General features: G+C 63.8%; 22 protein-coding genes and 1 tRNA gene. 10 read left to right on the top strand and 13 right to left on the bottom strand.

Annotated elements, in window-relative coordinates; genetic code table 11:
• Positions 1 to 70 precede the first annotated feature (70 nt).
• Together GWG67_RS08395 and GWG67_RS08390 are read right to left on the bottom strand one after the other, a co-directional pair.
• Entirely contained in the window at positions 71 to 1,651 is a 1,581-nt protein-coding gene (locus GWG67_RS08395; RefSeq protein WP_275168689.1) for an ATP-dependent acyl-CoA ligase, read from the bottom strand.
• 192 nt (positions 1,652 to 1,843) lie between these two features.
• A complete protein-coding gene (locus GWG67_RS08390; protein ID WP_275168687.1) occupies positions 1,844 to 2,254 on the bottom strand; it encodes a VOC family protein in 411 nt (136 codons plus the stop codon).
• 124 nt (positions 2,255 to 2,378) lie between these two features.
• Here GWG67_RS08390 and GWG67_RS08385 point away from each other — a divergent pair, with 124 nt between their 5' ends.
• Together GWG67_RS08385 and GWG67_RS08380 are read left to right on the top strand one after the other, a co-directional pair.
• Complete coding sequence (locus GWG67_RS08385) at positions 2,379 to 3,353, top strand: tripartite tricarboxylate transporter substrate binding protein (RefSeq protein ID WP_027514642.1); 975 nt, start codon at positions 2,379 to 2,381, stop codon at positions 3,351 to 3,353.
• Positions 3,354 to 3,520: 167 nt separating this feature from the next.
• Complete coding sequence (locus tag GWG67_RS08380) at positions 3,521 to 3,799, top strand: DUF3551 domain-containing protein (RefSeq protein WP_275168685.1); 279 nt, start codon at positions 3,521 to 3,523, stop codon at positions 3,797 to 3,799.
• A gap of 72 nt (positions 3,800 to 3,871) precedes the next feature.
• On the opposite strand, the gene GWG67_RS08375 is transcribed toward GWG67_RS08380, so the two are convergent.
• A complete protein-coding gene (locus GWG67_RS08375) occupies positions 3,872 to 5,116 on the bottom strand; it encodes a S1C family serine protease (RefSeq protein WP_275168684.1) in 1,245 nt (414 codons plus the stop codon).
• A 201-nt stretch (positions 5,117 to 5,317) separates the two neighbouring features.
• Between GWG67_RS08375 and GWG67_RS08370 the strand changes: the two genes are divergently transcribed.
• The 5 genes from GWG67_RS08370 (at position 5,318) to GWG67_RS08350 (ending at position 8,284) form a co-directional block, all read left to right on the top strand.
• Positions 5,318 to 5,935, top strand: coding sequence for a hypothetical protein (locus tag GWG67_RS08370; RefSeq protein WP_275168682.1), 618 nt, complete (start codon positions 5,318 to 5,320; stop codon positions 5,933 to 5,935).
• Positions 5,922 to 6,296, top strand: a complete 375-nt coding sequence (locus GWG67_RS08365; protein WP_199198451.1) for a transcriptional regulator — start codon at positions 5,922 to 5,924, stop codon at positions 6,294 to 6,296. The genes GWG67_RS08370 and GWG67_RS08365 overlap by 14 nt, the downstream gene beginning before the upstream one ends.
• A gap of 33 nt (positions 6,297 to 6,329) precedes the next feature.
• On the top strand, positions 6,330 to 7,070 hold the full coding sequence (locus GWG67_RS08360) for a di-trans,poly-cis-decaprenylcistransferase (protein WP_275168680.1): 741 nt from the start codon (positions 6,330 to 6,332) through the stop codon (positions 7,068 to 7,070).
• Between the two features lie 121 nt (positions 7,071 to 7,191).
• Positions 7,192 to 7,740, top strand: a complete 549-nt coding sequence (locus GWG67_RS08355; protein ID WP_275168679.1) for a GNAT family N-acetyltransferase — start codon at positions 7,192 to 7,194, stop codon at positions 7,738 to 7,740.
• A 58-nt stretch (positions 7,741 to 7,798) separates the two neighbouring features.
• On the top strand, positions 7,799 to 8,284 hold the full coding sequence (locus tag GWG67_RS08350; protein WP_275168678.1) for a Crp/Fnr family transcriptional regulator: 486 nt from the start codon (positions 7,799 to 7,801) through the stop codon (positions 8,282 to 8,284).
• Here GWG67_RS08350 and GWG67_RS08345 read toward each other — a convergent pair.
• On the bottom strand, positions 8,223 to 9,050 hold the full coding sequence (locus GWG67_RS08345; RefSeq protein WP_275168677.1) for a metallophosphoesterase: 828 nt from the start codon (positions 9,048 to 9,050) through the stop codon (positions 8,223 to 8,225). The two genes, GWG67_RS08350 and GWG67_RS08345, sit on opposite strands and share 62 nt — an antisense overlap.
• Before the next feature lie 219 nt (positions 9,051 to 9,269).
• On the opposite strand from GWG67_RS08345, the gene GWG67_RS08340 reads away from it, so the two are divergent.
• A complete protein-coding gene (locus tag GWG67_RS08340; protein ID WP_275168675.1) occupies positions 9,270 to 9,956 on the top strand; it encodes a DNA-3-methyladenine glycosylase I in 687 nt (228 codons plus the stop codon).
• Between the two features lie 213 nt (positions 9,957 to 10,169).
• Entirely contained in the window at positions 10,170 to 10,463 is a 294-nt protein-coding gene (locus GWG67_RS08335; protein ID WP_007598221.1) for a hypothetical protein, read from the top strand.
• 113 nt (positions 10,464 to 10,576) lie between these two features.
• On the opposite strand, the gene dinB is transcribed toward GWG67_RS08335, so the two are convergent.
• Complete coding sequence (dinB, locus tag GWG67_RS08330) at positions 10,577 to 11,677, bottom strand: DNA polymerase IV (protein ID WP_275168674.1); 1,101 nt, start codon at positions 11,675 to 11,677, stop codon at positions 10,577 to 10,579.
• Between the two features lie 121 nt (positions 11,678 to 11,798).
• Between dinB and GWG67_RS08325 the strand changes: the two genes are divergently transcribed.
• On the top strand, positions 11,799 to 12,008 hold the full coding sequence (locus tag GWG67_RS08325; RefSeq protein ID WP_275168672.1) for a hypothetical protein: 210 nt from the start codon (positions 11,799 to 11,801) through the stop codon (positions 12,006 to 12,008).
• 90 nt (positions 12,009 to 12,098) lie between these two features.
• Here GWG67_RS08325 and GWG67_RS08320 read toward each other — a convergent pair.
• The 8 genes from GWG67_RS08320 to GWG67_RS08285 all read right to left on the bottom strand — a co-directional run bounded on the left by GWG67_RS08320 (position 12,099) and on the right by GWG67_RS08285 (position 22,572).
• A tRNA-Arg gene (locus GWG67_RS08320) sits at positions 12,099 to 12,175 on the bottom strand.
• Positions 12,176 to 12,436: 261 nt separating this feature from the next.
• The gene (locus GWG67_RS08315; protein WP_275168669.1) at positions 12,437 to 15,547 is read right to left on the bottom strand and encodes an EAL domain-containing protein; all 3,111 of its coding nucleotides are present in this window, start codon (positions 15,545 to 15,547) and stop codon (positions 12,437 to 12,439) included.
• Positions 15,548 to 15,683: 136 nt separating this feature from the next.
• Positions 15,684 to 16,769 carry a branched-chain amino acid ABC transporter permease gene (locus tag GWG67_RS08310; protein WP_275168667.1) on the bottom strand — a complete coding sequence of 362 codons (1,086 nt, stop codon included), beginning with the start codon at positions 16,767 to 16,769 and terminating at the stop codon, positions 15,684 to 15,686.
• Positions 16,766 to 17,776 (bottom strand): branched-chain amino acid ABC transporter permease, encoded by a 1,011-nt coding sequence (locus GWG67_RS08305; protein ID WP_027566072.1) that lies wholly within the window; start codon positions 17,774 to 17,776, stop codon positions 16,766 to 16,768. The genes GWG67_RS08310 and GWG67_RS08305 overlap by 4 nt, the downstream gene beginning before the upstream one ends.
• Positions 17,773 to 18,495 carry an ABC transporter ATP-binding protein gene (locus tag GWG67_RS08300; protein ID WP_275168666.1) on the bottom strand — a complete coding sequence of 241 codons (723 nt, stop codon included), beginning with the start codon at positions 18,493 to 18,495 and terminating at the stop codon, positions 17,773 to 17,775. The genes GWG67_RS08305 and GWG67_RS08300 overlap by 4 nt, the downstream gene beginning before the upstream one ends.
• Positions 18,492 to 19,268: an ABC transporter ATP-binding protein gene (locus tag GWG67_RS08295; protein ID WP_275168664.1), complete on the bottom strand. Its 777-nt coding sequence runs from the start codon at positions 19,266 to 19,268 to the stop codon at positions 18,492 to 18,494. The genes GWG67_RS08300 and GWG67_RS08295 overlap by 4 nt, the downstream gene beginning before the upstream one ends.
• 164 nt (positions 19,269 to 19,432) lie before the next feature.
• Entirely contained in the window at positions 19,433 to 20,617 is a 1,185-nt protein-coding gene (locus GWG67_RS08290) for a substrate-binding domain-containing protein (protein ID WP_275168662.1), read from the bottom strand.
• Positions 20,618 to 20,835: 218 nt separating this feature from the next.
• On the bottom strand, positions 20,836 to 22,572 hold the full coding sequence (locus tag GWG67_RS08285; protein WP_275169142.1) for a bifunctional diguanylate cyclase/phosphodiesterase: 1,737 nt from the start codon (positions 22,570 to 22,572) through the stop codon (positions 20,836 to 20,838).
• Positions 22,573 to 22,731 lie beyond the last annotated feature (159 nt).

The following is a 22,731-nucleotide window of genomic DNA, read 5'->3' as shown; positions in this document are numbered from 1 at the left end:
ACCATGCTTCCGCATTTGCCGGACGAAGTTGGTGGGTTACGCCTTCGGCTAACCCACCTTACTTTACGCCTCACCCAACCATCTTCCTCAGCTCCGCCTTCGCGACCTTCTCCAGCGTCGAGCGCGGCATGTCGTCGACAAAGCGGATCTCGCGCGGCACCTTGAAGTCGGCGAGGCCGGCGCGGCAGGCGGCCATCACGGCGTCGTGCAGATCGGGCCGCGCACCGGCGACGCCCCCTTGCGGGATGATGAAAACGACCGGCACCTCGTCCAGCATCGGATGCGTCTTCGCCACCACGGCGGCCTCGCGCACGCCAGGGACGACTGCAACCACCTGCTCGATCTCGGACGCGGCGACGTTCTCGCCGCCGACCTTGAGCATGTCCTTGCTGCGGTCCCCGAAGCGGATGTAGCCGTTCTCCAGCCGCACCACCCGATCACCGGTGAGAAAGAAGCCGTGCTCGTCGAAGCTTTCGCGGGTCGCCTTCTCATTGTGCAGATATTCGGCGAACAGCGACAGGCCGACGATCCCCTTGATCGAGAGGTTGCCGGTGTCGCCGACCTCGGTCGGCCTGCCGTCGTCGTCGGTGATGCGGATTTCATATTCCGGCGCGGCGCGGCCGATCGACATCGGAATGTTGGGCTGGTCGATCTCGCCGACGATGCCGTGGGTGATGGTCTCGGTCATGCCCCACCAGCCGATGATCTTGACGCCGAAGGCGGCGAAGGCCGGCGGTTCGTTGATCGCGGTGCCCCACAGACGGAATTTGTGATCGCGCGGGATTTCCTGCTCGAGCAGCGCCTTCATGCAGAACGGGATCGTCGAGGTCCAGGTCGAGCCGTGCTCGCGCGCGGCGCCCCAGAACCGGCTGGCGGAAAAGCGCGGCTGGATCACGCAGGTGGCACCGACCCATAGCGTCGCCAGCATCGAATAGGCCAGCGCGTTCGTATGGAACAGCGGCAGATAGGTCTGATGCACGTCGCTTGCGTGCAGGTCCTCGTGCGCGGCGTTGATCTTGGCGCCCCACAGCGCGTTGGCGTGGGTCCACAGCACCGCCTTGGGGCGCGATGTCGTGCCCGAGGTATATTGCACGCTGCACGGCGCGAGCGGATCGGTCGCGCGCCTGGGACGGTTGGCACTGTCGGCGAACAACTCCTCAAAGCTGTCGTCGCGTGCGACCGATTTTGCGGGCGCCGCGCCCGAATCGTGCGAGGTCACGGCCATCCAGCGGATGTTGCGGCAGTTCTGCGCGACCATCTCGGCATAGGCCGGCTGCGTGATCGCGGCGACCGCGCCGCAATGATCGGCAAAATAGTCGAGCTCGGCCGGTGCCGAGCGTGTGTTGGTGGTCACCGCGATCGCGCCCAACTCGACGCAGGCAAACCAGGCCAGCAGCGCCTCGATGCAATTGTCGAGGTGAATAAGCACATACTCGCCCGGCTTGACGCCGCGCTTCGCCAGTCCCGCCGCGAGCGCGCCGACCCGCTCGTGAAACTCACCATAGCTCCAGCGCCGCGCGGGCGCGTCGAACGGCGCCCAGATCAGGAACGGATGTGAGCTGCGCACCTCAGCCCGCATCTTCAGCAGCCAGGGCACGTCGAGCCCGTCGAATGGGCCCACGATTCCGGCGGCGGCTTGCGAATTCGGCATGTGTCCTCCCGTGCAACCTGCATCTTGTCGTCGGCCGCGTTTTGATAATTGCGTCTTCCTGCTCTTTCCGTCGTCATTGCGAGCGTAGCGAAGCAATCCAGAATCCCTCCCCGGAGATAGCCTGGATTGCTTCGTCGCAAGGACTCCTCGCAATGACGGTGCGTGGGGCGGGCGACTTGGCCTTACCGGCCGTCAGTCCTCATACGACGAAATCTCGATCAGGCTGCCATCCGGATCCCTGCAATAGACCGAGCGCAGGGTGCCGCGGGCGCCCTGCTTGGGAACCGGGCCCTCTTCGATCGCGACGCCATGTGCCTTCAAATGCGCCACCACCTCGTCGGGGCTGGCGGAGGTGAGGAAGCACAGATCCTCGCTGCCGGCGGTCTGGTGGTCCGCGGTGAACCACTCCACCTTGTCGGCATCGCGAGGCCGGACGTTGATCTTCTGGTTACCGAATTGTAGCGAAGTCCGCGGCGCTTTGCCGCCGCCGGGGTCGAACACCTTGACTTCCATGCCGAGAATCTTGCCGTACCACGCGGCGGTCACTGCGACGTCCGCGACGTTGATCACGAGATGATCGAGGGCTTCGACCTTGACCGCCATGCCTTATCCTTTCGTCGCGATGCGCCCCGTGCACTTTCCGCCTGCGGCAAGCTTTGTTACAAGCGCGCCGACGCCATTTTCAAGCTATCTGGCTTCAAGAACAACACTTGGGAGAACCCTTGAGATGATCACTCGCCGTACCGCGCTGAGCCTGCTCGCCGCCAGTCCGCTTGCAGCCAGCCCGCTGTCGAAGGCGCTTGCCGCCGACTACCCGACCCACCCGGTGAAATGGGTGGTCGGTTATCCGCCGGGCGGGGCCACCGACATCCTGGCGCGGCTGATCGGTCAGCGGCTGTCGGAGAAGTTCGGCCAGCAATTCGTGATCGAGAACAAGCCGGGTGCCGGCAACAATATCGCCACCGAATCGGTCGTCAACGCCGAGCCCGACGGCTACACGCTGCAACTGGTCAATCCGGCCAACTACATCAACGCCTCGCTCTACACCAATCTGAAGTTCAACTTCGTGCGCGACATCGCGCCGGTCGCCTCGTTCCAGCGCGTGCCGAACGTGATGACCGTCAACAAGGACGTGCCGGCCAAGACCGTCGCCGAATTCATCGAATACGTGAAGGCCAATCCCGGCAAGGTCAACATGGCATCCTCGGGCAACGGCACCTCGGTGCATCTGTCCGGCGAGATGTTCATGGCGCTGACGGGCTGCAAGATGCAGCACGTGCCCTATCGCGGCGCCGCGCCAGCGATCACCGACATGCTCGGGGGCCAGGTGCAGGTGATCTTCGACAACATGCCCTCGATCATCCAGCACATCCGGTCCGGGGCGCTCCGCGCCATCGGCGTCACTACGGCGGAGCGCTCGCCGCAGCTGCCCGACGTGCCGGCGATCGGCGAGACCGTGAAGGGCTACGAGGCGAGCGCGCTGTTCGGCATGGGGGCGCCGAAGAACACGCCCAAGGAGATCATCGCCAAGCTCAACAGCGAGATCAACACGCTGATAAAGGAGCCGGACATGGCCAAGCGCCTGGTCGAGCTCGGCGGCGAGCCGCGGGCGCAGACGCCCGAGGCGTTCGGCGAGGAGATCAAGGCCGAGACCGAGAAATGGAAGAAGGTCGTCGAGTTCGCCGGCCTCAAGGTCGAGTAGCGATCTTGTGATGTCCGTGATTGGAGCCCTGCCCCGTTCGGCAGGGCTTTTTTCTTGCGTATCAAGGTTTCTTGCACGCCAGCCTCGTTGATCTGGAATAAAACGGCTTGGCGAAACCTGATGCTATATGGCGCGTATCTCGCGCTGTGAGGATAGGAGTTGGGATCATGCGCAAGACGCAATTGGCACTGCTGGGCCTCGGCGCCACACTCCTGGCCGGCTTCTCCGCCGTCACGCCTGCAGCGGCGCGCGACTATCCCTGGTGTGCCCAGGGCGGTGAGTATGACTATCCGGGCGAATGCTCCTACAGCACCTATGAACAATGTCAGGCTAGCGTGTCCGGCCGACTGCTGTACTGCGATCGCAATCCCCGCTTTGCCTACAGCCAGGTTTCGCCGGCGCAACCGCGGCCGCACCGGCGACCGCGGCCCGTCGCGCCGTACTAGCGAGCTGGCTGATTTCAGCCCGGACAGAGCGCTTCGTATAGGCCCAACCGCTCCATCCGGCCTGCGTTGCCGCTACCGCTTCGCCTCAGCCTGTTCCGTACCGTTGCACGAGATCAGCATCGTATACGGCCGCGCGTTGCCTGCGATGTCGGTGGTCTTGATCTCGCCCTTCGGTTCGGCAGTCTGGTAGGGCACCACGGAGTTGTCGAGGAAGTCACGCAGCGCGCCGGTCTTGATCGCGAAGTTGATGTTCTCGGGGATGTTGCCGGTCGCAGCCGCGACCCGTAATCCGTCCAGCTTTCCCGTAACGACGCCCACGATCTGCCCGGTGGTGTCGAACAGCGGGCCGCCGCTATTGCCGGGCTGCACCGGCGCACTGATTTGCAGGAAACGCGAATCGTTGCGCATGCCGCTGAGCGAGCTGACGATGCCGGTCGTCACGGTGAAGTCCGAAGTCAGCAGCCCATGGAAGGGAAAGCCGATCGCGACGACGGAATCGCCGGAGCGGATCGAGCGATCGCGGATGCGGGCGAACTCCTTGAACGTGGTCGTCGACGGCGCCTGCAGCAACGCGAGGTCGTTGTTGGCGTCGCTCGACACCACGCGCAACACCATTCCGGCTTCACCCGTGAGATTGCCCTTTATGTCGCCGACGCAGCCATTGATCACATGGTTATTGGTGACGACGTGTCCGCTGGCACTCACGACAAAGCCGGTACCGCTTTTGGCTCTGGTGGGCTTGCTAGCCGACGGGGATGCCTGTTTGTCCGGCGCGGCCTGCGGCTTTGCCGCAACCTTCGTAAAGTCTCCAGCCTTGCTCAGCCCGTCGGCTTTGACCTTGGTGACGCAATTGGCCAACGCCGCGATCACGGGCCCGGCCGAGGTCAGGTCGAAGTTCAGGACGGTGCGGCCGCTCGTCGCCACCATCAGGCTCGCCTTCTGAAACGTTCGTACCACGTTGGCAGGCATGACGGAGCTGAGCATGTTCGTCTGGTTGGCCGTGGCGAACAGTCTGGCCTGCTCCTGTCCGTCAAAGATGACGTCGATCGCGGCGTTCTCGCCCTTGGTGAAGCGGTAGCTGGGACTCGCAAAGCTCAATATCCACGAGCCCCCAGAATTCTGGCCGACCACGAGAATGACGCCGTTGGCATAAGGCGCCGTCGCGGCACAATGCGAGAAGGCTCCCGTTTCGTCATTGCTGAACGCGCCGCCGACCCAGTTGCCGATTTTTACGCTGCCGAATGGCCCGGCCGCGTGCGCTGCGGTGACGACGCCAAGCTGCAATAAAGACGCAACGATGAATGACTTAAGCCACATACTTTCCCCCAGAGCGCATTCGCGCGCATCTTATCTGTGGGAGGAGGTGACGCGCAACCGGCAGTTGTCCGGCGAGGGACCAGTGTTGAGAGGCGGCGTTCGGGCTTGCCTTTACTTTGCGATCCGATATACTTTGCATTACAAAGTAATGGAGCCGGTATTCCCGGCAAGCATGGGCGGAGCGAGGTTTTGGCGTTGCCAATGCGCGATCTCGACAAGGCACTGGCCGACATCGTGGCGATCCGCAGCCAGATTGCGGCCGGCACGGCATTCCGCGGCTACGGCCCGGCGACGATGGCCGCGACCGGCGCGGTCGCGCTTCTCACCGCGATCCTGCAATTCTGGTTGCTCGATGATCCCACCGGCGAGCCGCTCGGTTTCTTCTTCGGCTGGTTCATAGCCGCCGCGCTCTCCGGCCTGATCATCGGCGTCGAGATGCGTGCGCGTTCGCGCCGCCATCATTCGGGCCTCGCCGATGCGATGATCCACCAGGCAGTCGAGCAGTTCCTGCCCGCAGGCGTTGCCGGTGTGCTGCTTGCGGTGGTGATGTGGAAATTCGCAAGCGAAACGTTGTGGCTGCTGCCCGGCCTGTGGCAGATCCTGGTGTCGCTCGGCATTTTCGCCTCCGTCCGCTCGCTTCCACGCACCGTGGCGCTCGCCGGCGCCTGGTATTTCATCTCCGGCTTCGCGGTGGTCGTGCTCGCGAGCCAAACCCACACGCTGTCGCCATGGACCATGGGCCTGCCTTTCGTGATCGGGCAGTCGGTGATGGCGGGCATTCTTTATTTCGCATCCGGAGACCATGATGTCGAAGATTGACAGCGCACCCTTCTCTTATGAAGGACTGGACCGCGTGATCCACGAAAAGGCGAGGCTCGGACTTCTGACCTCGCTGATGGCGCACCCGAAGGGTCTGGCGTTCGCCGATCTCAAGCAGCTCTGCGGCCTCACCGACGGCAATCTCAGCCGGCATCTCGCCGTGCTCCAGGAAGCCGGCCTCGTCGAGGTGACCAAGGGCTATGAGGGCAATCGCCCGCACACGACCTGCCGCCTGACCAAGGCCGGCCGCCGCCGCTTCCTCGACTATCTCGCCGTGCTCGAACGCCTGGTGCGCGACGCCGCCAAGGCCGCCGGCCGCGAGACGGCGCCGCTCGGCCGTCTCGGTATCGTCTCGACCTGATCCCCTTCCCTTTTTTTGACCGGAGACTTTGCAATGCAAAGTGACCTTGCGTCCCGCAACGAGAAGCTTCACGTCGGCATCATCATGGACGGTAACGGCAGATGGGCGACGCGGCGCGGCATGTCGCGCGTGCGCGGCCATGAGGCCGGCGTCGAGGCGATCCGCCGCATCGTCGAAGCCGCGCCCAAGCAAGGTATCGGCACGCTGACGCTCTACGCCTTCTCGACCGACAATTGGCGAAGGCCGAGGGCCGAGGTCGGCGCGCTGATGACGCTTCTGCGCTTCTATCTCGCCAACGAGGTGCAGAGCCTGGTCAAGAACGGCGTGCGCCTCACCGTGATCGGCCGCCGCGACCGCCTGCCCGACGGCATTGCCAATGCGATTGCGCGAGCGGAAGACGCCACCGCGCAGGGCAGCACGCTTCATCTGCGCATCGCCGTCGACTATTCCGCGCGCGATGCCATCCTCAACGCGGCGGCCAAGGCGGCGGCGTTGACGAGTCTCACCCGCGAGGCGTTTTCGCAGCTCGTCACCGGCGAGGCCGGTTTGCGCGACGTCGATCTCATCATCCGCACCTCGGGTGAGAAGCGGCTGTCGGACTTCCTGCTCTGGGAAGGTGCCTATGCCGAGCTGCACTTCACCGAGCGGATGTGGCCCGAATTCGACGCGGGCGATCTCGCCGCCGCCCTGGCCTCCTTCCACGGCCGCGAGCGCCGCTTCGGCGGCCTTCAGGCGATCGTGCCGGAGGAGGTGCCGTCACTCTCTCGCGTGTGACGCCCGGCACTCGGCAACGAACTGTTCGTTTTCGGCCGCAAGATTGGCCGCAATGTCCAAGCGGTAAGCGCGCGGTCTCAGTTAGGTGTGCATTCGATGCAACCTGCCGAGAGCCTCGCGCATGTCACAGTTGTTGCTGGATGCCATTGTCGAGCCAGCCGAAGCCAACGCCACGGTCCGTATCAGGCCGGCCAGCGCGTCCGATCTCGAGAGCCTCTCGATCTATTTCACGGGCCTCTCCACGACATCGCGCAACAAGCGTTTCATGGGTGCGCGGGCGGACTTTGCCGTGGTCGCGGCCGAATGCGTCGCCAGGACCAGCCATCCCGATCAGTTCACCCTGCTCGCCGAGATCAGGCAGGAAGGGGAAGGCACGATCATCGGCGAAACCAGATACGCGTACGATGCGGCTGCACGGCATGGTGATTTCGCCATCTCCGTTGCCGATGGCTTTCAGCGCAAGGGCGTCGGCCTCCGGATGATGACGGCCTTGGAGAGGCACGCGAGCGATCTCGGTCACGAGATGATTGCAGCTGAGACCGCGCGCGTGAACGCCGAGATGCGCGGCCTTGCGAAGAAGGCGGGGTTCGAGGACACCGGTCTGGGAGACTGGCAGTCGGTCCACCTGGCGAAGCGGCTGTCGCGGGTGCGGGGCTTGCCGCAAATTTGAGCAAGCACGCGACGCCGATCGTGCCCTACTATCTCCCTGCGGCGGGAGCTTTGGTCGGATGCGCGCAGTTCTGGATTATTGCACCGGTGGGACGGAGCGGCAGGTTGCGGCCGGCACGATTATCGTCGCCGAGGGCGGCACCACCGGTCATCTTTTTGTGCTGATGCAGGGCAAGCTCGAGGTGCTCAAGGGCGAGATGGTGGTCGCCACCGTGGTCGAGCCCGGTGCGGTGCTGGGCGAAATGTCGGTGCTGCTGGGACAGCCGCACACTGCGACCGTTCGGGCCTGCTCTGATTCCGTCGTCTACGAATTCGAGGATGCCGCCTCGTTCCTCAAGCAGGAGGCGGGCGTGGCGCTTCTGATCGCCAAAATGCTGGCGCAGCGGCTCAATGTCGCCAACACCTATCTCGCCGATCTCAAGCAGCAATATGCCGGCCACGGCACGCATCTGGCCATGGTCGGCGAGGTGCTCCAGAGCATGATCAACCTGCCGCCGCTCGAGGTCTCGCCAGGCTCGGATCGGCAATCCGATCCAAGAATGTGAGCCAGTCGGGCGGCGCCTCGATCGGAGCGGCGGGCCGCTTCAGCGGCGCGCCAAGATCGATCCATTGCGCCTCACCGGCCGCAAGCCAGAACGCCCTGTCCGCATCGAGGTCCAGCACGATATATGTCGGCGGGCGGCCGGGTTGCAGGCCGGTATTGAAGACCCAGGTCTGGCCGAGCCGGTCGAACCACGAGCCATCGGTAATGAACGGCGACTGATGCACATGGCCCGAGATCACCATCGAGGGCTGGTACTGCATGATCCATTGCACCAGCTCGACGTCGCCAAAAAAACGCTTGCCGCCCCAGCTCGTCGGTGAATCCGCCGGCGGCGCATGATGTATCCAGATCCAGCGCTGCGGCCGGCCGGCCGCGGCGGCGGCGAGCTGCGCGACGAGGCGTTCCTTGACCAGCGGCCCATCCCACCATGGGCACACCGTGAACAGCGTGTCGCCGATGGTGAGGCCGTCACCGTCGCAGGCAACGCCCAACTCGCGCACCTCCGAGATCCAGCGCGAGATCTTTTCGCCTTCCGCATTGCGCTCGTCGAGATCGTGATTGCCCGAGCAGAGGATCACGCTTGTCTTCGCGGCGAGCAGGGCGAGGTACTTCTTCACCACCACGATCTGCGCGCGAAAATCCACCATCGAGCCAATGTCGAGCGCATCGCCGGCGAAGATCACGAGGTCGAATTGCGGAGCGGCGCTGACGAGCCAGTCGAGCTGAGGCAGCGAATAGTGCAGGTCGGCCACGACCAGGCAGCGCATTGGAAATCCACGGGTGAGACGTCAAAAATGCTCGGGGATTGCAAAATGTCTGAACGCAAGAAGCGGACCAGTGGCATTTCTTGCCAATTCAACGCGGGCAGTATGCTGCGGCCCATCCGCGGGTGCAAGCATCGAAGCGTTGCCGGGCTGGACCGGATCATCGAATTCTGATGTCGTAGCGTATCCTCAACAGCTCGCGCCCCCAACAGCTCGTTTCCCATGACCTCGTTCAAGACCATTTGTGCTCGCGCGGAAAAGCGCAAGGGCGGGCCCAAGGCGCTCGAAAAGCTGATGCCCGAAAAGCCCGACCTGAAAGGCCTCGCCAAGCGGGGCGACGACCGCATTCTCGCAGAGATGACGAAGCGTGTGTTTTGCGCCGGCTTTGCCTGGAGCGTGATCGAGACGAAATGGGACGGGTTTGAAGACGCCTTCCTGCGTTTCCAGCCGGCCAAGCTCACCTTCCAGCCGGAGGATTATTGGGAGGCCCTGCTGCGCGACGCGCGCATCGTGCGCAACGGTGCCAAGATCATGTCGGTGCGCGACAACGCCGCCTTCATCCAGGAGATCGCAAAAGAGCACGGCAGCTTCGGCAGGTTTCTGGCGAAGTGGCCGCCGTCCGACCAGATCGGCCTGCTCGATCTCCTGAGCAAGCGTGGCAGCCGGTTAGGAGGCAATACCGGTCAGATGCTGCTGCGGTTCGTCGGCTGGGACGGCTTTGTGACGTCCAGGGACGTCGTGGCGTGCCTGCGCGATGCCGGTCTCAACATTGCCGAAGAGGTCAAGTCCAAGGGCGATCTCGCAAAAGTGCAGGCGCAGTTCAACGCCTGGGCCGAGGAGACCGGGCTGTCCTACACATATCTGTCACGCATCTGTGCACTGTCTGTCGGCGAGAACAGAAGCGAGTAGCGAATTCGGCTCTTGGAATGTCGAATCATGTGCGTCCTGTGGCGATCTCGTGCCGCAAGCGCGGCAGATGCGACGCGCGATCACGAAATGCATTTCTCAGGAACATTTGTGCGCAGCACCTGTTCGGGACATTGAGCCAGGCGAACATCGGCGCAGGGAACGCCCGCTCTGGCTCAGCTCAATGAAACCGACGTGACAGAAACGGAGCAGCTCATGAAGCTCACATCCGAACAGGTGAAGCAGACCGTCAACCAGCTCGGCGCTCAGGTGCTGCCCGACGAGCATCCCGCCATGCCGCAGCTCAACAGCATGTTCGGCGAGCACACTTTCTTCGTCGATGAGACGGGGCTGAAGGTCGTCGAGCCGACGGCACCGCCCGGCACGGAGCGCCAGAGCGGCGAAGTCGTCAGCCTCGCCGATTGGGGCGATTCCGAGCTGACCCGCCTGATGGCGCACGAGCCCGAGCCGACCGGCGTGATCGTGGTGTTCGAGCACGTGAGGCATTGACCAGCCCCGTCGGATCGACCTTCGGTGGCGAGTCTGAAAACCCGCCACCGTACATTCACGGCGAGCGCGCTCTGCGCGCCTGTCGGCGTTCGCCAAAAGCCCGTCAGTTCGGTTCAGATGCCGAGAGTCAGCTGCGGCTCCGCATCGTCCCCGACCTGGAGGGAAGACAGCGATACTCCCAGCAGCCTGACGCTCTTGGGCAGCGGCATCTCGACTTCGAGCAGGCCGCAAGCTAGGCGCTCAAGATCGTCCCGGCCTGCGACCGGCGAAAGAGCGGACCTGCTTCGCGTGATGATCTCGAAGTCGGCGAATTTTATCTTCAAAGTGACGGTGCGGCCACGGCTGCCCGTCGCCTCGCAATGGCGCCACACTTTGTCGACGAGCGGCTTGAGCTCGGCGACCAGCGCGTCGAATTCGGTGAGATCGTTTGAAAACGTGGTCTCCGCGCCGATGGACTTGCGGACCCGGTTGGCCCGGACCGGCCGTTCGTCGACACCGCGCGAGATCCAGTAGTAATAGGCGCCCGACTTGCCGAAATTCGCATTCATGAACTCCAGCGTCTGACGACGAATATCGAGACCGGTGAACATGCCGAGCGCGTTCATCTTCGCGCCCGTCGCTGGACCTATCCCATGGAATTTTCCGACCGGAAGCGTCTCGACGAAGGCGGGTCCCATCTCCGGTGAGATCACGAACTGACCGTTGGGCTTGCGATGATCGGAGGCGAGCTTGGCCAGGAACTTGTTGTAGGAGATGCCGGCCGAAGCGTTGAGGCCCGTCTCGGCCTTGATCCTCTCGCGGATCCTAAGTGCGATGTCGCGCGCCAGCGGGATGCCTTGCAGATTCTCCGTCACGTCGAGATAGGCCTCGTCGAGCGACAACGGCTCGATGATCGGGGTGTGCTCCGCGAAGATGTCGCGGATCTCCCTGCTGATCGCCTTGTAGACCTCGAAGCGCGGTTTGACGAAGATCAGATCGGGACATTGTCGCTTCGCCGTCACGGATGGCATGGCGGAGCGAACGCCGAACTCGCGGGCCTCATAGCTGGCGGCCGCGACGACGCCACGTTCTGCGGAGCCTCCGACCGCGACCGGCTTTGCGCGCAGCTCCGGATGATCGCGCTGTTCCACGGACGCGTAGAAGGCATCCATGTCGATATGGATGATCTTGCGGACGGGCGGGGCTTCGTCGGTCGCCGTGTCGGATTCGCTCATGGCAGGATGATACAATTGAGCGGCGCGATGCGCGAGGTGAGGTGTGATTCACACAGCAATCTCAGGCTTGTGAGTGGCGAGCATGGGCATGCGATCTAATATGAGGTCGGGAGGACAGCCCATGCAATACAGCTCCGAACTCATTCGAACGATGCGTCAGGCGCTCGAGGCCGTGATGGCGAGCGTGCCGCCCGATCAGTCGGTGTTCGGCCTGAAGGCGGCCGTAGCCGAATGCATCCTGAAGACGGCCGCACACGGTCAGACGTCTTACGACGGACTGGTCACGTCGGCTTCCGACCAGGTCCAGGCGATCATCTCGATGCTGACGTGAGGGTCGGCTCGGTGGAGCAGGCGATGACCCAGCACGCACGGTAAAAAGGCCACTCGGGTGAGGGTGCCTCCAGTGCGGACTGGAAGAGACTGGCGCACCCGACACGATTCGAACGTGTGACCTTTGCCTTCGGAGGGCAACGCTCTATCCAGCTGAGCTACGGGTGCAGTCGAGGTTCATTTAGCCGATTGGCGAGAGGCGGGCAACCGCTTCCGCCGTCTCCGGCTAGGCTGTTTTACCGGCCACACGGCCAGGAACCGGCACGCCGCCCCGCCCGAGGTCGGCGAGGCAAGGGCGCCTGGCCTCGTAGAAGGCCTGCCAGTGCGTATTGGTGCGTCACCTCGGAGGCGGCGACGCCGGTCAGCCGCACGGCATAGGAATCCGCAACGTCAACCGCGTTGGCTGACGTTTTCCCCGGCTTCGCCATCTCAGGCCACCGCCGCCACCGGCAAGGCATGGCTCGGGCCGAACAGCTTTCGCACTTCGCTGGCCGGCTTCGGTCTGCTGAAAAGATAACCCTGCATCTCCGTGCAGCCGAGCGCGCGCAGCATCTCGCGCTGCGCCTCGGTCTCGACGCCTTCCGCGACCGTGGTCATGTTGCTGGCGGCGGCGATGTTCACCACCGCCTGCACGATCACGGGCGCGCCGCCCGTCTCGGCGATATCGGCGACGAAGCAGCGGTCGATCTTGATCTTGTCGAACGGGAAGCGCTTGAGATAGCTGAGGGAGGAGTAGCCGGTGCCGAAATCGTCGAGCGCGATGCGCACGCCGATGGCGCGGAGCTGGTGCAGGATCGAGAGCGCTGCCTCGTCGTCGCGGATCAGCACGGCCTCGGTGATCTCGAGCTCGAGCCGGCACGGGGCAAGTCCGGAATCGGCGAGCGCGCCGGCGATTCGCAGTGCCAGCGTCTCGCATTTGAGCTGTACCGGCGAGACGTTGACCGCGACGCGCACATGCGCCGGCCAGGTCGCGGCCTCGTTGCAGGCCATGCGCAGCACCCAGTCGCCGAGCTCGTTGATCAGGCCGGTGTCCTCGGCAATCGGGATGAACTCTGCCGGCGACACCATGCCGCGCTCGGGATGCCCCCAGCGCAGCAGCGCCTCGCAGCCCGTGACATCGTTGGTGCGCAGGTCGACCAGCGGCTGATAGTGGATCTCGAAACCGCCGTTCACCAGCGCCTGGCGCAGATCCTGCTCCAGGCTCAGGCGCGCCTTGGCGCTCGCATCCATCTCCGGCTCGAAGAAGCGGTGGGTGCGGCGTCCTTCGGCCTTGGCGCCGTACATCGCGAGGTCGGCATTCTTGATGAGCTGGTCGAGATCGGTGCCGTCCTGCGGCGCCATCGCGATGCCGATGCTGGCGTCGGTGGAGAGCTGATGGCCGAAGCAGTGATAGGCCCGGCGGATCGCCTCGAAGATCCGCGTCACGAATGACACCACGTCGGCGGATGAACTGATCCCGGTCTGGATCACCGCGAATTCGTCGCCGCCGAGCCGCGCGATCAAGTCGCCCTGTCCGAGGCAGCCGCGGATGCGCGCCGCAATCCCCTTCAACAGCTCGTCGCCGACGTGATGACCGAGCGAATCGTTGATGCCCTTGAACTCGTCGACGTCGATATAAAGCAGCGCGAACTGATTGCCGCCGCCGACCTTCTCAAGTTCGCGCTCGATCTGCTCGCGGAAAAGCGCCCGGTTCGGCAGGTCGGTGAGCGCATCGTAATGCGCCATATGCGCAATCTTCTCGTCGGCGCGCCGCCGTTCGGTGACATCCTCGACCACATTGATGAGGTAGCGCGGCTCGCCGGATTCGTCGCGGATTCCGATACGGGTCGAGGTGATGTAGCGCATCCCCTTGGCCTGGCTCTGCCAGGCATGCTCATCCTTGAATAAGCCCCCGCCCGCCTTCAGCGCCTTGCTGTCGTCGTCGGTGACGATCCTGGCGGAGGCATCCGGATAAATGTCGAAGGGGGTCCTGCCAACGATGTTTTCGCCTGATTGGCCGAATTGCTCTTCGGAGGTCCGGTTGACCAACAGATATCGCCGCGTGTGAGCATCCTTCACCGTGATCTGCGATGGAATGTGGTCGATGATCTCGCGCAGGAACATGTAGTTGCGGTCGCGTTCCTGCTCCAGCTTGCGGCGCTCGGTGATGTCTTCGATCGTGGCCACCCATCCGCCCTGCGCGAGCGGGGTGTTGATGACCTGGAAAGCGCGGCCACTCGGCAATTGATGGGTTCTCGTGGAGACCGTGCCCTCGGCGACGATCCTCATGACGTCGGCGCAAAATGCCTCGACATCGCCGTCGAACGCGCCGCGCTCCCTGCGATGATACATCGCCTCGCGGATGTGACAGCCGGGCTTGATGACATCGTGAGAGAGGCCGAACATGTCGGCGTAGCGGCGGTTGCAGGTGACGATGAATCCGGGGGCATCGTACAGGATCAACCCTTGCGACATGTTGTTCAAGGCGGTGTCGAGCCGCCCGCGCTCCGCCTCCAGCCGTTGCTGCGCCTCGCGATTCTGCCGGTTGATCTGGCGAACGATCAGAAACAGGATCAGCGCAATCACCGTGGCCGAAAGCGCGGCGGTGGTGACCATGAAGCCGGTCTGCTGCCGCCAGTCGGCCAGCGCGGCTCTCGTGGTGTTGGTCGCGACGATGACCAGCGGGAAATGCGACAGCGAGGCCCCGGAGCCGAGGCGCTCGTCGCCGTCGATCGGGCCCTTGACGCGCAGGGTGTGCCGGCCACCTTCGGCAAGCATCTTGCGCATCAGCGGCGCGTCCTTGAAGTCCCTGCCGATCAGCTCTTCGACATGCGGGTAGCGCGACAGCATCTTGCCATTGCGGTCGAACAGCGAGATCGCCGTGCCCTCTGCAAGCGCAACGGACGCGAAATAGTTCTGGTAGCTGTCCGGATCGATCCGGCGGACCATCGTGCCGAAGAAGCTGCCGTCCGCGCCGCTCAGCCGACGCGCGACAATCGTGGTCCATTTTCCGATGATGAAGCTGCGGACCGATTCCAGCGCCACCGGTTCGGCCATCGGATTCGATTTGAAGGTCTGAAAGTAGGCGCGCGAGGAGATGTTGATCTTGGGCAGCGGCTGGGCCCGCGACCAGTTGATCAGTTCGCCGTCGGCATCGTAGATCGCGATGTCGCCGAGGTAAGACACCGGGCCGATCTTGCTGCGCAGCATCTGGTTCGTCGCGGGTCCGGACATGCGCTCGCGGAACATCGCGGCCGAACTGATCTCCGGCAGATTCATCTGCCCGATCACATCGGCAGCGACGACGTCGGAGTCTTCGAATTGCTGATCGAAGTGCCGCGCGATCAGCTGCACCGTATTTTCCAGCTCGCGCTCGCGGTTGACCAGGGTACGTTCGCGAAATTCGCCGACGGCCATGGCGGTCACGGCGAAGATCCCGGCGACCAGCAACACGCCGCACAGGGTGAGCCACAGCACCGGTCCGCGCCGAATGGCCGCCTCCCAGCCGTGCTTCGCGGCTAGGAACATTCCGGCTGCAATCCCTGCAAAGACCTGGCGCATTCCCCCTCCCTGGAGGGACAGGGATACACCACACAAATGGCGTAAAGCTTAGGAAAGCCAGTTACCTGAGCGTTAATCTCGTTGCGTGATCGCAATCGTGTTCAGCGAGCCGCTGCGCTGCATCATGAATCGCGCGTTAATGCGAGCTGCCCGCACTCTTGTCGCCGCCGAGACTGCGCAGCCGTCCGACCACGCCGGTCGGAAAGAAGTAGACGCTGGCGATGAAGAGCAGCCCAAGCCACAGCAGCCACCGGTCGGGATGCAACAGCCCGGGCAGCAGCGGCAGGCCGGCTTCCGACGCCGCCTTGGAGGCAACGCCCATCAGCGACTGCAGATAGTTCTGGGCGAGGATGAAGATGGTGGCGCCGATGATCGCGCCGTAGATCGTGCCCATGCCGCCGATCACGACCATCAGGAGAATGTCCAGCATGATCGAGAAGCTGAGCGAAGTATCGGGGCCGGCATAACGCAGCCACAGTGCATTGAGAATGCCGGCGCCGGCGGCGACCAGTGCGGCGATGCAGTTGGCGTAGGTCAGGTGGAATACGGTGCGGAAGCCGAGCGCCTCGGCGCGGAAACGATTTTCGCGGATCGCCTGCAGCACGCGCCCGAACGGCGAGTTCACCACCCGCAGCAAAGCGAGGATCATCAGGGCCGAGACGGCGAACACCAGATAGTAGGTCAGGATGCGGCCGTTGACCTCGAATCCAAGCACGTTCTTCGAGATCAGCACCGTGCCGGGCCTGAGCAGCTCGGGAAGCTGAAAGCTGCGGCCGTCTTCGCCGCCGGTCAGCCAGGACAGCTGCGAGGCCAGCACCTGGAAGGCGGATGCGACCGCGAGCGTGATCATGGCAAAGAAGATCGCGGCGACCCGCAGCGAGAACAGTCCGATCGCAAGCGCAAGCAGCGCGGCAAGCGGCAGGCCGACCACAATGCCGGTTGCGACCGCGCCCCAATTCGGGCCCATTCCGTACAGCGCGATCGCGATCGCGTAGCTGCCGATCCCGTAGAACATGGTGTGTGCGAACGACACCGAGCCGGTATAGCCGAGCAGCAAATCGTAGGAGGCGACGAGCGCGGCGAAGACGCAAATCTTGGCCGCAACGTTCAGTGCCTTCGCCCCGGGAAACAAGAACGGCGTCGCCACCAGCGCCAGGACGACGAGGACGAGAACGAGCGTGAGCACGCGGCTGCGCGGCGGATCGCCTGACAGGATCATCATCGGCTGGTCACCGCATAGAGGCCGCGCGGCCGCCACATCAGAATGGCGACCATCAGCAGGATATTGGAGACGAGGGCGAGCTTCGGCACCAGGAAGCCGCCGTAATTGGCAATCATCGCCACCAGGATCGCGCCGATGAAGCAGCCGCCGATCGAGCCGAGGCCGCCGATGATGACGACGATGAAGATCAGGACGGTGAGGTCGTCGCTCATGGAGGCGTGGACCTGCTCGCGATACAGCGCCCACATCACGCCGCCGAGGCCGGCCAGCGCCGATCCCGTCATGAACACGCCGAGGAACAGACGGCGGATGCGATAGCCGAGCGCCTCGACCATCTCGCGGTTCTCGACGCCGGCACGGATCAGAAGGCCAAGCTTGGTCCGGTTGAGCACGAGCTGGATCGCGATGAAGACGGCGAGGCCGATCAGCGTCGCCAGCACGCGGTATTTCGCGATCGCGACGTCGCCGAGGATGAAGGAGCCGCGCAGCGACGTCGGCAGCGGTGTCGGGATGATCTGTGGCCCCCACACCGCATAGAGCGTCTGCTCGGCGACGATCAGGCCGCCCGTCGTCATCAGGATCTGTTTCAGATGCTGGCCGTAGACGGGCAGGATCAGCACCCGCTCGACGATCAGGCCGAGCGCGCCGGACACAGCCATCGACAGCAAGGCCGCCGGCGCCAGCACCGCGAGGTTGATCCACAGCGAATCAGCCTGGAGGGAGGCCGCGAACGGCGCCAGCACCAGGGTCGCGACATAGGCCCCGACCGCGATGAAGGCGCCATGGCCGAAATTGAGCACGTCCATCAGGCCGAACACGAGCGTGAGCCCCGAGGCCATGATGAAGATCATCATGCCCATCGCGAGGCTCGCGGCCGTCAGCGTCAGCCAAGTGCTGGGTGAGCCGATCAGCGGGATCATCACGAGGGCGACGGCGATCGGCAGCAGGATCGGCGCGATGTCGCGCTTCGGCTTCGGCAGCGGATCGGTTGCGGCGAGCTCGGTCATTGATGCGTCTCCAGGCTCAGACCGAGCAGTCGCTCCTGCAGCGGCACGTCGGAGGCCAAGGCCGCCATCTCGCCGCGATGAACGATGGTGCCGTTGTCCATCACCAGCACGTCGTCGCCGAGCTCGCGGGCGGCAAAGAAATTCTGCTCGACCATCAGGATGGTGGCGCCCTTGCGCTTGATCTCCTTCAGGCACTCGATCAACGCCATCACGATTGCCGGAGCCAGGCCCTTGGTCGGCTCGTCGATCAGCAGGAGCTTGCGCGGTTCGACGATGGCACGGGCAATCGACAACATCTGCTTCTGTCCGCCCGAGAGACTTCCCGCGCGGGACAGCCAGAACCGGCGCAGCGCGGGGAAGAAGCCGAAAATCCAGTCGAGCTGGGCGTCGTCGAGCGGTCCGTCGCGCGCCGCCAGCACGAGATTTTCCTTCACCGTGAGGTCGGAGAACACCGCCATGCTCTCCGGCACGTAGCCGACGCCGAGCCGCGCGATGTCGGGCGTCGCACGGCTCTCGATGCGCTCGCCGGCGAGACTGATCTCGCCGGAAGAGGCCTTCCAGAGGCCCATGATGGTGCGCAGTGTCGTGGTCTTGCCGGCGCCATTGCGGCCGAGCAGCATCGTGGTCTGCCCCTGCGCGACAGCGAGATCGATACCCTGGAGGATGTGATAGCGGCCGATATGGGTGTGCACCCCGGAGAGCCTCAATAGATCGGTCACGCGGCGCTCCCTGCAACATTCTTGGGCGCGACGCCGAGATAGGCCTCCTGCACGATCGGTGACGCGATCACTTCGGCAGGCCTGCCGTCCGCAACAAGCTGCCCGTTATGCAGCACGATGATGCGGTCGGCGAGCGATCGCACCACATCCATCTTGTGCTCGACCAGGAGAATGATCCTGCTCTTGTCCTGCTTAAGCTGCGCGATCAGGTTCAGCACGACCGGCACCTCGTCGATGCTCATGCCTGCGGTCGGCTCGTCGAACATGAACACCTTCGGTTCGAGCGCCATCATCAGCGCGACCTCGAGCTTGCGCTGATCGCCATGCGACAGTGCGGTCGCGGCGACGCCACGGCGGCCGCCAAGCGCGACCTGATCCAGAATAGCATCGGCGCGGGCGATCAGATCGCGGCGGACCATCCATGGCCGCAGCATGTCGTAGTGAGTGCCGTCGGCGGCCTGCACGGCGAGGCGGACGTTTTCCTCCACCGAGAGATTGGGAAAGAGATTGGTGAGCTGGAAGGCGCGCCCCAGGCCGGCACGCGTCCGCATCGGCGCGGAATGCTGGGTGATGTCGGTGCTGTCGAACAGGATGCTGCCGCTCGATGCGCGGAGCTGACCGGAGATCAAGTTGAAATAAGTGGTCTTGCCGGCGCCGTTCGGCCCAACGATGGCGGTGAGCTCGCCCGGCCGGAAACTGCAGGTGACGCTGTTGACCGCGACATGGCCGCCGAAGCGGATAGTGAGGTCGCGGGTTTCAAGGGTCAGCGTCATGGGTCTAGCAAATGGTGAGAGAGGAATATTTCCGCGATCGCGCCGCGCTCCCTCTCCCGCTTGCGGGAGAGGGGTGGGGAGAGGGTGTCTCCGCAATCGAGAGCCCCCAAGAGGACAGAGCCCTCTCCCGGCCTCTCCCGCAAGCGGGAGAGGTGAAGAAGCACCTACCGCTTGTTCTTGATCGGAACGTTCATGTCCTCGATCTTCAGCTCGCGCACCGGCTCGAGCACGGCCCAGGCGACATTCGGATCGACCTTGACCTTGAAGTGATACATGCTCTGGAGCGCCTGATGGTCTTCCTTGCGGAACATCATCTTGCCCTTCGGCGTGTCGAACTCCAGGCCTTCCATGGCGCTGATCAGCTTCTCGGTGTCGGTCGATTTCGCCTTGGTGACCGCGGCGACGACGGACATCGCGGCGGCGAAACCGCCCGCGGTGAAGAAGTCCGGCGGTGCATTGAAGCGCTTCTGGTGCTCGGCGACGAACCAGTCATTCACCGGGTTCTTCGGGATCTCGTAGAAGTAATAGGTCGCGCCTTCCATGCCGGGCAGGCCCTTATAGGCCGCGAGCGCCGGCAGGATGTTGCCGCCGGTGGACAGTTCGATGCCGTAGCGCTTCGGATCCATGTCCTGGAGTTTTGCCAGCGGATTGCCGGCACCGGCCCAGATCACCCAGATCACCTTGCGGCCCGGCTTGTCCTTCAGCGCGTCGAACAGGCGCTGGCCGACCGCGGTGAAGTCGGTGGTGGAGGTCGGGGCATATTCTTCGGCGGCGAGCGTCGCGCCGGTCTTGCCGAGCGCCTCCTTGAAAGCGGCGACGCCGTCGCGGCCGAAGGCGTAATCCTGCGCCAGCGTCGCGACGGTGACGCCCTGCTTGCCGATCGCGACCGCGTTCGAGATCGCATCCTGCGACGAGTTGCGCGCGGTGCGGAAGATGTAGCGATTCCACTTCTCGCCGGTAATCTGATCCGCGACCGCGGGCTCGACGATCAGGATCTTCTTGTTTTCCTCGGCGACGGGCAGGATCGCGAGTGCCGCGGCCGACGAGGTCGTGCCGATCGCGATGTCGGCCTTGTCGTCCTGATAAGCTTCCGCGAGCGCGGCCTTGGAAAGATCCGGCTTGCCCTGGTCATCCTTGGTGATGACGACGATCTTGCGCCCGTCGAGCGTCATGGTGCCCTTGGTGGCGTATTCAAAACCCATCTGCAGGCCGGTCTCGGTCTGCTTGGCATAGGCCTCGAGCGGGCCGGTCTTGCCATAGATCAGCGCGACCTTGAGATCGTCGGCCTGTGCGGAGGTGCCCGCGGCGAGGGCGAGGATGGTCGTTGTTATGATGAGCGATCGGCGCACGATGGTCCCTCCTGATGAATTCTTTGGCCATAGCGATTTGCACAACCGTGCGGACATTGCAATTCCACCTTCCGGCGGGACCAGGAAGGGCATGTGTGACATTGTCCCGGACCGGCCGCGCCGGATCGCTTCTGCCGAGGAAATCGGCAGATGCAATTGTTGACCTCACCCGTGGAACGGGCTGCTCAGGCTTTGCAAAGTAACGATCAGGCCCGGGGTTACCGCCGGTATCCGTTCGCCCGGGAATAGCCCTGCCGGTTCTGTTGCGTCGAGCGGTTTGTGACGCCGGCGCGTGCTTCGCTGGAGATGGGCGTTGCGAGCTTCAGCTCCTCCAGGAAGATCGGCCGGGAGAAATAGTAGCCCTGCGCGTACCGGATTTTGGTCGCAGCCTGAAGGTAGGCGAGCTCCTCGTAGGATTCGATGCCTTCGGCAATCACGGTCATGCCGAGCGCTTCGCTCAGGGATTCGATCGCGCGCAGGATGCCCTGGTTGCGTGGGCGCTTATGGATATCGGTGATGAAGGAGCGGTCGATCTTGATCTCGTCCGCGGTGATGTCGGCCAGCGCCGAGAGCGAAGAATAGCCGGTGCCGAAATCGTCGATCGAGATGGCGACGCCGAGCTTGCGGAACATCGGCAGGATCTCGGCCTGGAAATGATTCTTGGCGACGAAGGCGTCTTCCGTCACCTCGATCATGAAGCGCTGCGGAAAGCCGGTGTCGTCGAGCGCCTGGGCGAAGCTGCGCATGAATTCGGGGTTGCCGGCCTGCTTGGCCGCGACGTTGATGCTGATGGTCGCCTCCGCACCGAACGTCTCGTTGATCAGGTCGATCGACTTGACGATCTCGGCGAGCACGAGATGAGTCAGCTCGTCGATCAATCCGAGTTCGGTGGCAAGATTGATGAACGAGCCCGGCGCCTGGATCACGCCCTCGTCGTCGCGCAGCCGTACCAGAGCCTCGATGCCCTTCACGTCCTGCGTGCGGATGTCGACCTTGGACTGGAAGGCGCAGCAGAAGCGTTTCTCGAGGATGGCGAGCCGCAGCGACTGCTCGATCTTCATTCGCGCCAGCGCCTCGCGCTCCATGCTGGAGTCGAAGAAGGCCGCCGATCCCTTGCCGTCATTCTTGATGCGGTACATCGCGATGTCGGCGTTCTGACGCAGTGTCTCGAAGCTGCTTCCGTGATCGGGGTAGAGGCTGATGCCGACGGAGGTTGAGGCGAACACTTCCGAATTGTCGATGAAGAACGGCGCCGTCAGCCGCTCCAGCGTCGATTGCATAAATTCGGCGACTTCCTCCTGGCTCTGGATCGGCGACAGCAGCAGCAGGAATTCGTCGCCGGAGATGCGCGACAGCATGTCCGAATCGCGCAAGCCGCGTCCAAGCCGCTTCGACAGCTCGACCAGCAGCGCATCTCCCACCGCGTGGCCGTAATAGTCGTTGATGTGCTTGAAATTGTCGACGTCGAGAAAGGCGAGCGCAAAGCGCTCGCCGACGCGACCCTGCGCGAGCAGGCTGGTGGCGCGATGTTCGATAACGCGCCGCGAGGGCAGGCCAGTCAGCTCGTCGAAATAGGCCGAGCGGAACAGCTGGTCCTCGAAATTCTTCTGCTCGGTGATGTCGGAGGAGGCCGAGATCAGCAGCTCGCGTCCGTCGAGGCGGATCGGCCGATGAGTCGTCAGCAGCACCTGGCGTGTGGCTCCGTCGTGGAGCGCTTCTTCGGCGACGACCGCCTGGCCGGAGCTCAGGGCCTGTCGGCAGGCTTCCAGGCGCGACGCGAGATCGCGCGAGGGGCGGCTGCCGTCCATGCCGAGCTGGGCGGCCGCGACATCGTTGACCAGGAGAAGTTCGCCTTGCGCGTCCTGCACGGTCAGGCCGGCAGGCAGCATTCTAACGATTTCCTTGAGGAATCCGAGTTCGGCTTCACTCGCGCCGGAATATTTGTTGTCGTTCATAGAAGTCATGAATCTTGTTGTTTCAGCGCGACTTTGCAATGGCCGCGATCTTGCGTGGTTCCCTCTTAAGTTTGGTTAAGGGGTCCGGAGAATTACGGTGGTGTTTTGCGGCGATGCGACGCGCGCAGCCCATCGTCATTAACAGGGCGTCAACGCGTT

The sequence above is a fragment of the Bradyrhizobium sp. CSS354 genome, from assembly GCF_029051725.1.
Lineage (GTDB): Bacteria > Pseudomonadota > Alphaproteobacteria > Rhizobiales > Xanthobacteraceae > Bradyrhizobium.
Note: the sequence above shows the minus strand (reverse complement) of the source record. Positions and strands in the feature narration are given on the sequence as shown.